This is a genomic window from Sinomonas sp. P10A9 (assembly GCF_041022165.1).
Taxonomy (GTDB): Bacteria; Actinomycetota; Actinomycetes; order Actinomycetales; family Micrococcaceae; genus Sinomonas; species Sinomonas puerhi.
In genome coordinates this window covers 4,158,079-4,170,468 of the sequence record NZ_CP163302.1, presented here as the reverse complement: position 1 = coordinate 4,170,468, position 12,390 = coordinate 4,158,079, and the positions used below count along the sequence as shown (strand labels likewise).

General features: G+C 70.2%; 12 protein-coding genes and 1 pseudogene. 5 read left to right on the top strand and 8 right to left on the bottom strand.

The window, feature by feature from the left end:
* Positions 1 to 151 precede the first annotated feature (151 nt).
* On the top strand, positions 152 to 2,338 hold the full coding sequence (locus tag AB5L97_RS19180) for a malate synthase G (RefSeq protein WP_369045900.1): 2,187 nt from the start codon (positions 152 to 154) through the stop codon (positions 2,336 to 2,338).
* On the top strand, positions 2,335 to 2,763 hold the full coding sequence (locus tag AB5L97_RS19175) for a GlcG/HbpS family heme-binding protein (protein ID WP_369045899.1): 429 nt from the start codon (positions 2,335 to 2,337) through the stop codon (positions 2,761 to 2,763). Before AB5L97_RS19180 ends, AB5L97_RS19175 begins: the two co-directional genes overlap by 4 nt.
* A 95-nt stretch (positions 2,764 to 2,858) precedes the next feature.
* Here AB5L97_RS19175 and AB5L97_RS19170 read toward each other — a convergent pair whose 3' ends face one another.
* From AB5L97_RS19170 to AB5L97_RS19160, 3 genes and pseudogenes are all read right to left on the bottom strand, one after another.
* Positions 2,859 to 4,139 (bottom strand): FAD-dependent monooxygenase, encoded by a 1,281-nt coding sequence (locus AB5L97_RS19170; protein ID WP_369045898.1) that lies wholly within the window; start codon positions 4,137 to 4,139, stop codon positions 2,859 to 2,861.
* 76 nt (positions 4,140 to 4,215) lie between these two features.
* Positions 4,216 to 4,341 (bottom strand): annotated as a pseudogene (locus AB5L97_RS19165) (FAD-dependent monooxygenase); the annotation flags it as partial.
* A 183-nt stretch (positions 4,342 to 4,524) separates the two neighbouring features.
* Positions 4,525 to 5,226 carry a DUF4386 domain-containing protein gene (locus AB5L97_RS19160; RefSeq protein WP_369045897.1) on the bottom strand — a complete coding sequence of 234 codons (702 nt, stop codon included), beginning with the start codon at positions 5,224 to 5,226 and terminating at the stop codon, positions 4,525 to 4,527.
* A gap of 121 nt (positions 5,227 to 5,347) precedes the next feature.
* Between AB5L97_RS19160 and AB5L97_RS19155 the strand changes: the two genes are divergently transcribed.
* Complete coding sequence (locus AB5L97_RS19155; protein ID WP_369045896.1) at positions 5,348 to 6,058, top strand: TetR/AcrR family transcriptional regulator; 711 nt, start codon at positions 5,348 to 5,350, stop codon at positions 6,056 to 6,058.
* Between the two features lie 76 nt (positions 6,059 to 6,134).
* On the opposite strand, the gene AB5L97_RS19150 is transcribed toward AB5L97_RS19155, so the two are convergent.
* The gene (locus AB5L97_RS19150) at positions 6,135 to 7,331 is read right to left on the bottom strand and encodes an MFS transporter (RefSeq protein ID WP_369047476.1); all 1,197 of its coding nucleotides are present in this window, start codon (positions 7,329 to 7,331) and stop codon (positions 6,135 to 6,137) included.
* Between the two features lie 148 nt (positions 7,332 to 7,479).
* Here AB5L97_RS19150 and AB5L97_RS19145 point away from each other — a divergent pair, with 148 nt between their 5' ends.
* Both AB5L97_RS19145 and AB5L97_RS19140 read left to right on the top strand, forming a co-directional pair.
* The gene (locus AB5L97_RS19145) at positions 7,480 to 8,178 is read left to right on the top strand and encodes an ArsR/SmtB family transcription factor (protein WP_369045895.1); all 699 of its coding nucleotides are present in this window, start codon (positions 7,480 to 7,482) and stop codon (positions 8,176 to 8,178) included.
* An 83-nt stretch (positions 8,179 to 8,261) separates the two neighbouring features.
* Entirely contained in the window at positions 8,262 to 9,638 is a 1,377-nt protein-coding gene (locus tag AB5L97_RS19140) for an FAD-binding oxidoreductase (protein ID WP_369045894.1), read from the top strand.
* 30 nt (positions 9,639 to 9,668) lie between these two features.
* Here the strand turns inward: AB5L97_RS19140 and AB5L97_RS19135 are convergent, their stop codons facing one another.
* From AB5L97_RS19135 to AB5L97_RS19120, 4 genes are all read right to left on the bottom strand, one after another.
* On the bottom strand, positions 9,669 to 10,829 hold the full coding sequence (locus AB5L97_RS19135; RefSeq protein WP_369045893.1) for an iron-containing alcohol dehydrogenase: 1,161 nt from the start codon (positions 10,827 to 10,829) through the stop codon (positions 9,669 to 9,671).
* Positions 10,826 to 11,269 carry an SRPBCC family protein gene (locus AB5L97_RS19130; RefSeq protein WP_307956359.1) on the bottom strand — a complete coding sequence of 148 codons (444 nt, stop codon included), beginning with the start codon at positions 11,267 to 11,269 and terminating at the stop codon, positions 10,826 to 10,828. The genes AB5L97_RS19135 and AB5L97_RS19130 overlap by 4 nt, the downstream gene beginning before the upstream one ends.
* The gene (locus AB5L97_RS19125; protein ID WP_307956358.1) at positions 11,269 to 11,772 is read right to left on the bottom strand and encodes a LysM peptidoglycan-binding domain-containing protein; all 504 of its coding nucleotides are present in this window, start codon (positions 11,770 to 11,772) and stop codon (positions 11,269 to 11,271) included. The genes AB5L97_RS19130 and AB5L97_RS19125 overlap by 1 nt, the downstream gene beginning before the upstream one ends.
* A gap of 105 nt (positions 11,773 to 11,877) precedes the next feature.
* A complete protein-coding gene (locus tag AB5L97_RS19120; RefSeq protein WP_369045892.1) occupies positions 11,878 to 12,387 on the bottom strand; it encodes a hypothetical protein in 510 nt (169 codons plus the stop codon).
* Positions 12,388 to 12,390: the final 3 nt, after the last annotated feature.

The following is a 12,390-nucleotide window of genomic DNA, read 5'->3' as shown; positions in this document are numbered from 1 at the left end:
CGTTCGCCAGCGGCGGCCGGTGGGTGTCCGTGTCGCGGGCGGCCGTTGACAGATCGTCGCAGTGCTGGCTACCTTTCTTGTTGAATGAGATACGTTTTCCGCATTACGAAACTCCGCATTTACGAAAAATGCCTCATGGCGAGGAGTCATCATGGCCGAGCGAACTGATATCCACGGGCTGCACGTCGCGGGGGCGCTCTACGCCTTCGTCCGCGACGAGGCCCTTCCCGGGACCGGCATCGAGGAGGATGCCTTCTGGGCCGGCGCCGCGGCGCTCATCGAGGACTTCTCCCCGCGGGTGCGCGAGCTGCTCGACGTCCGCGACCGGATCCAGGAGCAGATCGATGAGTTCCACCGCTCCACGGGCGCGGGCGGCGTGGACCAGGACGCCTACGAGGCCTTCCTCCGCTCGATCGGCTACCTCGTGGACGAGCCCGAGGACTTCAGCATCTCGACCGACCGCGTGGACCCCGAGATCGCCACCATCTCGGGCCCGCAGCTCGTGGTGCCGCTCCTCAACGCGCGTTTCGCCGCCAATGCTGCCAACGCCCGCTGGGGCTCGCTCTATGACGCCTTCTACGGCACCGACGTGATCAATGAGGCCGAGGGCCGGGAGCGGACCGCGGGGTACAACCCCGTGCGCGGCCAGGCCGTCGTGGCCCGGGCCCGGCAGGTCCTCGACGAGAGCGTGCCCCTGGCCCGCGGCTCCCACGCACAGGTGACGGCGTACCGGATCGAGGCCGGCACGCTCGTGGCAGAGACGGCCGACGGCGCGACCGGCCTCGCCGACCCCGAGCAGCTCGCGGGCTTCCGCGGGGACGGAGCGGCCCCCGAGGCCATCCTGCTGACGCACCACGGCCTGCACCTCGAGATTCAGATCGACCGAGGGCACCCCATCGGATCCGGCGACCCCGCGGGCGTCAAGGACGTGGTGCTCGAGGCCGCGCTCACCACCATCATGGACCTCGAGGACTCGGTGGCCGCCGTGGACGCCGAGGACAAGGTGTCCGGCTACCGCAACTGGCTCCAGCTCATGCAGGGCACGCTCACGGCAGAGGTCAGCAAGGGCGGCCGCACCTACAGCCGCAGCCTCAACGCCGACCGCGTCTACACCGCGCCCGACGGGACCGACCTGACGCTGCCCGGCCGGTCGCTCCTGCTCATCCGCCAGGTGGGCCACCTCATGACCAGTGATGCGGTACTCGACGCAGCCGGGAACCCCGTCCCCGAGGAGATCCTCGACGCGCTGTTCACCGGGCTCGGCTCGGTGCACGACCTGCGCGGCCCGCGCGCCGGCGGAAACTCCCGCGCCGGATCCGTGTACATCGTCAAGCCCAAGATGCACGGGCCGCAGGAGGTGGCCGTGGCCTGCGCCCTCCTCGCCGGAGCCGAATCGGTGCTCGGCCTCGAGCCGCTCACCCTCAAGATCGGCATCATGGACGAGGAGCGCCGCACCTCGGCAAACCTCAAGGCCTGCATCTGGGAGGCCCGCGAGAGGGTCGTGTTCATCAACACGGGCTTCCTCGACCGCACCGGCGACGAGATCCATACCTCGATGCTCGCCGGGCCCATGGTCCGCAAGGCGGACATGCGCTCCACCAGCTGGATCAAGGCCTACGAGGAATCGAACGTGGACATCGGGCTCGAGTGCGGTTTCCGCGGCCGCGCCCAGATCGGCAAGGGCATGTGGGCTGCCCCGGACAACCTCGCTGACATGCTCGAGCAGAAGATCGCGCACCCGCTCGCCGGGGCCAACTGCGCGTGGGTCCCCTCCCCGACCGCTGCGACCCTGCACGCCATCCACTACCATCAGGTCGACGTGGACGCGCGGCAGGCCGAACTGGGCGCGGGCCGGCGGTCCACGCTCCGCCAGCTGCTCACCCTTCCGCTCGGCAATCCGGCCGAGTGGGACGACGAGGCCCGCCGCAACGAGCTGGACAACAACATCCAGAGCACGCTCGGCTATGTGGTGCGCTGGGTGAGCGCCGGCGTGGGCTGCTCCAAGGTCCCCGACATCGAGGGCACCCCCCTCATGGAGGACCGCGCCACGTGCCGCATCAGCTCCCAGCACGTCTCCAACTGGCTCCTGCACGGCATCATCACCAGGGCGCAGGTGGAGGACGCGCTGCGGCGCATGGCTGCCGTGGTCGACGAGCAGAATGCCTCGGACCTGACCTACGTGCCCATGGCGCCCTCGTTCGACTCCGAGGCCTTCCTCGCGGCGCGCGATCTCGTGCTCGACGGCGCCAGCCAGCCCTCCGGCTACACCGAGCCGATCCTGCACCGCCACCGCGCGGCGCAGAAGCAGGCCGACGTCCTGGTCCGGAGCGCCTCGTGAGCATCGGGCTCGCCACGGCCCGCAGTGTGGTCGACGAGGCGCTCGCCGTGGGACGGCAGCACGGCTTCAAGCCGCTGACCGTCGTGGTGCTCGACGCCGGCGGCCACGTGGTGGCCGCGGCGCGGGAAGACGGCGCCTCGAACAACCGCTTCGAGATCGCGCACGGCAAGGCGTACGGGGCCCTCGCCCTGGGCATGGGTTCACGGGCTCTCATGGAGCGGGCAGAGCAGCAGGCCTACTTCATCAGCGCTGCGGCCGCGGCCCTGGGCGGGCGTCTCATCCCGGTGCCGGGCGGAGTGATCGTCCGCGGCGACGACGGCGCGGTCGAGGGTGCAGTCGGCATCAGCGGCGACACCTCGGACAATGACGAGACCGCCGCAGCCAAGGCCATCCAGGCCGTCGGCCTCACCGCTCAGGTCGCCTGAGGGCTGGCCCGAGGGGCCTGTTCCGTGGGCGTACGACGGCAAGCTTCGATGGTGCGGGGGTGGGAGGAGACCGTTCCGCTGAGCTGACCTCCAGGTCAGCTCAGCGTCGGTTTCTGCGCAGCGGCGCCAGGGCCGAACCAACGGCCCAGCGCCTCGCGCAGCCCCACCTCTGGGGACCCGGCGGATCCGGCCCATGCGACGTAGCCGTCCGGCCGGATCAGGACTGCCTCCGGGGCCGGAACAGGGCCGAGGACCGGAAGCTGCCACGCGCCGTCGTGCGCCAGGGTGTGCGTCGCCGCGACAACCCGCACCTGCTCTGCCCGCGGCGCGGCACCGAAGGCAGTGCCGAAGCCCAACAGCACCGGCCGGGCCGCGTGGAGCAGTTCGAACACCCGCCGAGGCCCGGCCGCAGTGGCCAGATCGAGATCCGGCATCCTACGGCCCACGAGCGGGTGCCCAGGGCTGGAGCCAGCGGGGCCGAGGTCGTACTGGATGTCGAGGCCGGAGATCATCCCGGCGAACCGCCGGCGTGGCTCGTCCATGCCGAGGAGCTCGGCCATGGTTCCCCGGAGGGCGTCCATTCGAGCGTCGCGCCGGGTGAGCGCGGTCTGGGCCATGGTGTTCTGCAGCACCCGGGCAGCAACCGGGTGGCGCTCCGTGTGGTAGGTGTCCAGCAGGGTCTCCGGCGAGACCCCCTTGACCACCTGCGCGAGCTTCCAGCCCAGGTTCACGGCATCCTGCACGCCGGTGCCGAGGCCCTGCCCGCCCACCGGGTAGTGGATGTGCGCGGCGTCGCCCGCGAGCAGGACGCGGCCAGCCCGGTAGGCCTCGGCCTGCCGCGTCATGTCGGTGAACCGCGAGATCCACGAGGGGCTGTGCACGCCGAAGTCGTTGCCCCAGTGCGCAACGAGCGCGCGCCGCACGTCGTCGAGGGTCGGCTCGCCCCGCGCCGTCCCTCCCTCATTTCCCTCGTACCTCTCGGTCACGACGACCCGCACCTTGCTCCCGTCGCCGATCGGCCCGACGGCCTGCGTGCCCTCCTCGGTGTAGCGCAGGCTCGGCTCGGGCCGCTCGTCGACCTCCACCTCGGCGATGAGCGAGCTCACCGATGGGTCCCAGCCGGGGAACCTGATGCCAGCCTCCCTGCGCACGAGGCTGCGGCCGCCGTCGCACCCGACGAGGTAATCCGCCTCGAGCGTCGGGCCGTCGGAGAGGCGCACGACGACGCCGCCCGCCTCCTGCGCGAAGCCCGTCACTTCGCGCCCGCGCAGGATCGGGACGCCGAGCTCGTCGAGGACCCAGCCGGCCAGGATGCGTTCGATGTCCCTCTGGCGCAGTGCGAGGCTGTACGGGTGGCGGGTGGGGAAGTCGCTCATGTCCAGCGGGATCCCCGGCGAAGCCCGTGATCTGCATGGTCTTCCCCGCCGCGAGGAACCGTTCTGCGACGCCGCGCTGGTCCCAGACCTCGAGCGTGCGGGAGTGCACGCCGCCAGCCCGGGCCCCTTCGACCTCCTGGTCCGCGCGCCTCTCGACGATCACCGCGTCCGTCCCCGCCAGCGCGAGCTCGGCCGCGAGCATGAGCCCCGTCGGGCCGCCGCCCGCGATCACCACCTGATGGCTCTCCACAGTCTCCACAGCCAGCAATGTCAGCACGTGCGAGGCCCTTGCCGGAAGCCCCCGGGGCGCCCATAGTCTGGAAGGAGAAGGGCCAGGGCAGAGTGCACGACGGCGGGCGGCCACCCCTTTGGTTCTGACCGTCGATCAGGCGGGCACTGCCTCGACGACTCGGTCGCTCTGGGCCGGCGTGGGGCGGAATCCCTTGACGATCAGGTACACGGCCAGGCTGACCTCCCACGCGAAGATTGGCACGACGGCTGGCGCGGTCCAGCCCGGCGCCTGCGGAGTGAGGGCGAGGACCTGCCACGCGTTCAGGGCTAAGACGAGCGGGCCGCCCACGAGGCCGAGGACTGGGATCACGCGGGGCACGAGCCGGGAGCGGAACAGGACCGCGGCGAGCACCACGGTGTTCGCCGGGCAGATGAGGCCGGGGCCCACGATGAACGTCCAGTTGTGCACGGCCGCGAGGGCTTGGACGAGCCCGGCGGTCCCGGCCGCCTCGGGTGCCTGGGCGAGTGCGATGGCCGCGATGAGCGGCGTGACGCCGACGGCGATGACGGCCGCCTCGAGTGTGCGCAGTGCCGCGTAGCCGAGGGCCATCCCCTCACCGAGCCGCCTGATCACAGGGAAGAAGGCCACGCCAGTCCCCACGATCGCGAGGGAGAGGATCACCTCGAGCAGCGTCCCGAGGAGCGCGCCGCCGCTCGCGCCGGGGCCGGAGAGGTGCGCGGTGTAGTCGGTGCTCGTCAGGATCGGGCCGTAGAGCACCATGCCCACGACCGACGTGACGTGCGTGATGAGGAAGGACGTGCCGATGACGATTGCCGTGCGCCGTGTCGAGACCATGGTAATCCCGTTCCTGAGGTTGAGATCCTGAGTGAGGTGTACGGCGTACACCTTCTATATCTCAACGATAGGTGTACGCTGTACACTTGTCAATCGGCAGAAGGAAGACTGGGATCTGGTCATGGCAGATGACTCAGGGCACAGGGAACCGCTCAACCGAGAGCGTGTGCTGCTCGCAGCCGTAGCGCTCGCAGACGACGCCGGGCTCGAGGCGATCAGCATGCGGAAGCTCGCCCAGGCCCTCGGTGTCGTTCCGATGGCGCTCTACAAGCACGTCGCCAGCAAGGACGAGCTCCTCAACGGAATGGTCGATTCCGTGATCGGAGAGATCGAGCCGCCGCAGGATGGTCCGGACTGGCTTGCGAACGTGCGCCGACGGATCCTCTCCGCCCGCGACGTCATGCTCCGGCATCCGTGGGCGCGCCGCGTCCTGGAGGCCCAATCCGCGCCCACCCCGGTGGTCCTCGCCTACACGGACTCGACGATCCGCATGTTCCTCGCCGGGGGTCTGTCGGCGGACCTCGTCCACCACGTCATGCACACGCTCGGCAGCCGGATCTTCGGATTCACCCAGGAGCTCCACGAGACGAGCCCCGCGCAGGCCGAGGAGCTTCCGCCCGAGGTGGCGCAGTACATGATGGCGACGTACCCGGGCATCGTGGCCGTCGCGATGAGCCGCCCCCACGATCCGGGGACGGTGGTGGGATCGGGCTGCGACGACCGGTTCGAGTTCGAGTTCGGCATCGACCTCCTGCTCGCCGGCGTCGAGCGACTCCACCGGCAGGGCTGGCGCTCAGCGGACCACGACCGCGACGCCGCCTCGGTGATCTGATTCAAAGGTGACGCACGACGGCGGGCGGGCACCCGCCGTCGTGCGTCGCAGTGCCCGCGGGGTGCTTCGTCCGGGACTACGCGGCCACGTGGTCATTCCCGCGCATCCGGACCGCGACGACAATACCGGAAAGTGCCGTGAGAGCCCCCACTGCGGCGATCGCGGCCGGCAGGCCATAGAGGTCGGCGAGAATTCCGGAGAGGAGCGCGCCTACCGCGAAGCCTCCGTCGCGCCACAGGCGGTAGATGCCCACCGACCGGGCGCGCCACGTGGGGTGCGCGACGTCGCCGATGGCGGCGAGCAGGGTCGGGTAGACCATCGCCGTGCCCAGCCCGAGCAGCACGGCGGCGGCGAGCCAGATCCCGAAGCTGTCACCGGCGGCGACCATCCCGAGGCCCACGGCCTGCACCACCATGCCGGCGGCGATGAGCCACTTGCGCCCGTACTTGTCCGACGCGGCGCCAGTCACGAGCTGCCCCGCGCCCCACACAGCCGGGTAAACGGCGGCGAGGATACCGATCTGCCCGAGACTCAGCCCGGCCGAGGCGAACAGGACGGGGAAGAGTCCCCACGCGAGACCGTCGTTGAGGTTATTGACCAGACCGGCCTGGCTCACGGCGGAGAGCGAACGGTCCTTGAAGCTCGTGAGCGCGAAGACCTGTCCGTTGGTGAGGTTCCCGTGGGCGGCATCGTGTGAGGAGACGTGCTGGGCGGCCTCGACCTTGGCGTGGTGGTGCGTCTCGCGGACTCTCAGGACCGAGAGCCCGAGGCCCAGGGCGATGTACGCTGCGCCAACGAGGAACGGGCCCGGCCGCAGGCCGTACTCGGCGGCGATGTAGCCGGTCGCGAGGGCAGTGAGCGCGACGCCGAGGTACCCGGCCGCCTCGTTGAAGCCCATTGCGAGGCCGCGCTGCTTCGGGCCGACGAGGTCCATCTTCATGACCACGGTGGTGGACCATGTGAGGCCCTGGCTGATGCCGAGGAGCACGTTCGCTGCCACGATCCAACCCCAGGTCGGGCCGAAGATGAGCATGAGTGGCACGGGGATCGCGACGATCCAGCCCGCCACGAGCACGGGCTTGCGCCCGAAGCGGTCCGAGAGGGTGCCCGCAAAGTAGTTCATCGCGGCCTTGGACAGGCCGAACGCGAGGATGTACGTCAGCGCGCTCGTGTAGAGGCCGAGGTTGAACGTGTGCGTCGCGAGCAGCGGCAGGACCGTGCGCTCCTGTCCGAGCGTTCCGCCGACGAGAGCGTTGACAGCGACGAGGAGCATGAACTGCGAGAGGTTCTGCCTGAGGCCCAGGGCCGGTGCTGTGGGGGTCTTCACGGGTGGTTCTCCAAAGAAACATGGAATAGACTTGATCCAGTATTACATGGATCTTTGGAGAAGCGCAGATCTTTGGAGAAACAAGGAGGAGCAGGTGGGCGCAGGAACGCAGACCGGCAGGCGCGCCGACAAGGCAGCTCTGTTCGAGGAGTTCGCGCGCGTGGGCAAGGCCCTCGCCAACGGCAAGAGGCTCGAGCTCCTGGACCTGCTGACGCAGGGGGAGCGGAGCGTCGAGGCGCTCGCTGACGCGGCGGGGCTCGGGCTTTCGACGGCGTCCGCGCATCTCCAGGCGCTACGGCAGGCGGGGCTTGTGGTCACCCGCCGCGAGGGCACGAAGATCTTCTACGGGGTCGCCGGGCCGGACGTGCTGCGGCTGTACGCGCTGCTGCGCGGCGTCGCACAGCAGCGGGTGGCCGACGTCGAGCCCCGCCGGGTCGCGTACCTGAGGCTCGCGGGCCCACGGGCCACCGAGGAGGGGCTCACGCGAGAGCAGCTCGCCGAGCGGGCCTCCGCGGGGGAGGTCACGGTCCTGGATGTCCGGCCGTCCGATGAGTACCGCGCGGGCCACGTGCCGGGAGCCGTCTCGATCCCGCTCGGGGAGCTCGAGACGCGCCTCGCCGAGCTCCCCACCGGTGCCGACATCGTGGCCTACTGCCGCGGCGCCTACTGCGTCATGGCGTACGACGCCGTCGACGTCCTCCGCTCCCATGGCCGCGCCGCGCGCCGGCTCGAGGACGGGATGCTCGAGTGGCGGCTGGCGGGGCGGGACATCGAGGTGGGCCCGGCGGCCTGAGGCTGCCTCCGCCCGTTGCGCGCCGCCCGTTCAGGCGGGACGATGGTGCGCGGAGGGAGGAACCCACGAAGGGACGATCCGCTATGCCCGTCGACTTCAGCCGCCTCCAGTCACGCAGCCGCGGCCGCGTGGTCCTTCCGGACAGCCCCGACTATGACGGGGTGCGCCAGGTCTGGAATGCCTCGATCCAACGACATCCCGCGGCGATCCTTCAATGCGCCGGTGCCGCCGACGTCCGTGAGGGCGTCCGCTTCGCCGCAGAGCAGGGCCTCACGCTCGCAGTGCGGGCAGGCGGGCACAACGTGGCAGGCCTCGGCACGTGCGACGACGGGTTGGTCCTCGACCTCCGGGCGCTCCAAGGCGTCCGCATCGACCCTGCGGCCAAGAGGGCCCGAGTCCAGGCGGGCGTCACGTGGGGCGTGTTCGACCACGAGGCCCAGGCGTTCGGCCTTGCCACCCCGGGTGGGGTCATGTCCACGACGGGCATCGCGGGATTCACTCTTGGGGGCGGGTTCGGCTGGATATCGCGGCGCCACGGGACGGCGTCGGACAACCTCCGCTCGGTGGACATCGTGACCGCATCGGGGGATGCGAGGACGGTCGACGCCGAGTCGGACCCGGAGCTCTTCTGGGGCCTGCGCGGTGGCGGCGGGAACTTCGGCGTGGCGACGTCCTTCGAGTACGCGCTGCACGACGTCGGCCCCGAGGTCATCGCCGGCCCGCTCATCTATCCGATTGACCAGGCACACGATGTCCTGTCCGGATGGGCCGCGGCGATCGGAGGCCTGCGCGACGAGGCGATGTCGGTCGCAGTCCTGCGCACCGCGCCCCCCGATCCGCCGTTCCCCGAGCACCTGTGGGGCCAGCCGGTCCTGTCGCTGAGCCTCATGTGGATCGGCGCGCCCAAGGACGCCGAGTCCGCCCTCGCGCCCCTGCGCTCGCTGGGCCGCCCCGCCGTGGACGCGTTCGGACCGAAACCCTACACCGCGTTCCAGAAGGCCCAGGACCGGTACTGGGCCCCGGGCGCCGAGAACTACTGGAAGGCCGACTACCTCACGGGCCTCGACGACGCCGCCGTCGGCACCCTCGTCGAGGCCGGGAAGTCGTTCACGTCGCCCGCCTCTGACATCAAGATCGTAGGCTTCGGAGGCGTCCTCGCCCGCACACCGGAGGACTTCAGCGCCTACGGCAACAGGAGCGCCGCTGCCCTGGTCAACATCAACACCCGCTGGAACGCGAGCACGCCCATCGTCGACCACGTCGGCTGGACCCGCGACCTCTGGGATCAGCTCCACCGCCTCGCGACGGGCGTTTACGTCAACTTCCTCGGCCAGGAGGGTGCGAACCGCGTGTTCGAGGCCTACGGGGCGGAGAAGTTCCGCCGCCTCACGGCGCTCAAGGCCACGTGGGACCCGGAGAACTTCTTCCACGTCAACCAGAACATCCCGCCCCGGCCGTGAGCCGCGCCGGTTGTCCTTCGCGGGGAGGACTCAGCCGTAGATCGCCGAATACAGCTCCTCGATCTCGGACGCGCTCGGCACCACTGGGTTGTTGGCCGGAGAGCCCGAAGCCAGGGCCTGCTGTGCCATGACCGGCACCGCCCGCTCCCAGTCGTCGCGGCTGATGCCGCGCGACTTCGGCGTGGGTACGGCGAGGTCCTCGTTGAGCGCCTTGAGTTCGGCGACGAGCGTCAGGGCGGCGGCAGCATCGCCGTCGACCTCGCCTGCCACGCCGAGCGCCCGGGCGCAGTCCGCATAACGTGCCTCGGCGCCGGAGACGGAGAACTCGGTGACGGCGGGGAAGAGCATCGCGTTGGCGAGGCCATGGGCCACATGGAAGTGGGCACCGATCGGCCGGCTCATGCCGTGGACGAGTGCCACACTCGAGTTGGAGAAGGCGATGCCGGCCTGCGTGGCCGCGAGCATCATCGCCTCGCGGGCCTGCCGGTTCGACCCGTCCTTGTACACCTCGCGGAGGTTTGCCCCGATGGCGGTCATCGCGGACAGTGCGAAGCCGTCGGAGAACGGGTTGGCCCGGCGGCTCACGTAGGCCTCGATCGCGTGCGTGAGCGCGTCGACGCCGGTGTCCGCGCTCAGGCGCCCGGGCATCGAGAGTGTCAGCTCGTAGTCGACGATCGCCGCGATCGGAAGGAACGATGGTCCGGTGCAGAGCATCTTCTCGTCGGTCTCGGAATCGCTGATGATCGTGAACTGGGTGGCCTCGGAGCCGGTGCCCGCCGTCGTCGGCACGGCGAGGACCGGGAGGGCCGGGCCCGTGTTGTTCCGGGGCGCCTTGTAGTTGCGCATCGGGCCGTCGTTGAGGGCCAGGAAGCCCAGCGCTTTGGCCGTGTCGATGGAACTGCCGCCGCCGAAGCCGACCAGGAGGTCTGCGCCATGCTCCCTCACGGCGGCGAGGCCCGATTCGAGCGAATCCGTGGTCGGATCGGGGACGCTCTCGGCGTACAGCGCGGTCTCGAGTCCCGCGCCGCGGAGGGACTCCAAGGCGGCGTCGACCGTCCCGGACTCCTTCATGAACGGGTCGGTGACGACGAGGGGCCTAGCGGCCCCCAGGTCCTGGACAGTCTCGCCGAGCTCCCGGATTGCGCCCGCGCCGACCTTCATGATCCTCGGGAGCGAAATGTGAAACGTCATGACGGTGCCTCTCCCTCGAGCAGCTGCTTGAGCGAACGCCAGATCCGCTCCTCCTGCTTTCGCCCCACGGCCCCGAACACGGGACCGAGCAGCCGCATCGCGCCCTTCGGCTCAAGGTTCCAGGACCAGCTCATCAAGGTGCCGCCCGCAGCGGGAGCGAACGTGAGCGCCCCGGTGATGCGCGCCGTCGTCATGCGGGTGACGCTTCCCAGCCTTGCCGGGCGCGAGAACTCCGTCACCTCGATCTCCATGGACAGCGGACGCCCTCGGGACACGACGGTAGCGCGCCAGCGCGTGCCGACGCCGATCGGCCCGTCGGTGAGCTTCTGGACGGTCGTCATCTCGGGGTTGTAGCGCGGCTCGTTGCGCTCGTCGGCCACGAAGTCGAACACGTCCTCGGGCGCGCGTGCGATCGTGACGGAGCCGGAGAAATGCGCCATCAGGCGAGCGGGATCCGCAGAGCTTCCCCCACGTAGATGACGTTGGGGTCGAACAGGATGTCCCGGTTGGCCGTGAAGATGAGCCCATATTTGCTGCCGTCGCCGTAGAACTGGTCCGCAAGCCCCGAGAGTGTGTCGCCCGGGACCACGGTGTGCAGCGTGAAGCCGGAGTACGTCCCGCCCATGAGCGTCCGCCCGAACGTGACCGGCACCGTCACCGAAACGGCGTTCTCGGGCAGCCCGCTCGGGTTGGTCCCCTGGACGGTCACGGTGCCCTCAGGCGTTGTGGGCGAGCCGAGGCCGAAGGCGTTGTGGAACAGCGAGAACCCGTTGCCCCCGCCCATGAGGTTGGACTCGGCGACGACGTGGCCCGCGGCGTCGCGCACGACCACGGATCCGTACACGCCCTCGAAGGCGGAGCCGAGCCCGGCCACCACCACTTGGGCGCTGAGGATGTCGAAGGGGAGCGGGGTGCGGAGGCTGATCTGCGGCAGGATCGACATGGCTACAGTCTGGTTGACGGGCACCGGACAAAGGAAGGGCCCATCGGCAGGCACCGTATGCTCCTACCTCGCCTCACGCCGGTGCCGAGCCCATGGACGAGCCGCCTACTCGTTGACCAGCACCGGCACGCCGACGGCGGCAGAGACGGCCTTGCCGGCGGCTTCGGCCGGGAGTGCGATGGTGAACTCCTCGATCTCGCTCGGCGGGCCCGCGTGCTGGTGCCCGGCATCGGCGTCGGTATGGTGCTCGAACCGCCCAGTGCTGACGAGCTGGCCGCCGGCGTCGTAGAAGCCTGCAATGACGACGAGCTCGAGCAGGTCGCTCACGTCCGAGGTGATCCGGACGGCGCCCGCGACGCTCTTGCCGTCGAAGACGAGGCCATCGATCTCGAAGCGGTTGTCGAAGGGGCCCGCGGCGCGGACGGCCTGTCCGGGCTGCGGGCTGGTGTCCTCGAGCGAGGGGAGGTCCGGCTCGCCGGCGGGGGCCGTGAGCCCGGGTAGTTGAGTCTGGACGGACACCGGCCGCGGCGCCGGTTCGCTGGGCTGGGCAGGGGTGGACGAGCACCCGGCGAGGAGAGCGGCGGCCACGAAGGCGGGGACGAGGAGGGGTTTCACGAT

Coding starts and splice junctions, on each gene's coding strand:
- AB5L97_RS19125 (WP_307956358.1), bottom strand. CDS start 11,772: ATGTCGATCCTGCCGCAGATCAGCCTCCGCACCCCGCTCCCCTTCGAC.
- AB5L97_RS19150 (WP_369047476.1), bottom strand. CDS start 7,331: ATGCTCCTCGTCGCTGTCAACGCTCTCGTCGGCGGAACGCTCGGACAG.
- AB5L97_RS19160 (WP_369045897.1), bottom strand. CDS start 5,226: ATGGTCTCGACACGGCGCACGGCAATCGTCATCGGCACGTCCTTCCTC.
- AB5L97_RS19170 (WP_369045898.1), bottom strand. CDS start 4,139: ATGAGCGACTTCCCCACCCGCCACCCGTACAGCCTCGCACTGCGCCAG.
- AB5L97_RS19180 (WP_369045900.1), top strand. CDS start 152: ATGGCCGAGCGAACTGATATCCACGGGCTGCACGTCGCGGGGGCGCTC.
- AB5L97_RS19155 (WP_369045896.1), top strand. CDS start 5,348: ATGGCAGATGACTCAGGGCACAGGGAACCGCTCAACCGAGAGCGTGTG.
- AB5L97_RS19135 (WP_369045893.1), bottom strand. CDS start 10,829: ATGACGTTTCACATTTCGCTCCCGAGGATCATGAAGGTCGGCGCGGGC.
- AB5L97_RS19130 (WP_307956359.1), bottom strand. CDS start 11,269: ATGGCGCATTTCTCCGGCTCCGTCACGATCGCACGCGCGCCCGAGGAC.
- AB5L97_RS19140 (WP_369045894.1), top strand. CDS start 8,262: ATGCCCGTCGACTTCAGCCGCCTCCAGTCACGCAGCCGCGGCCGCGTG.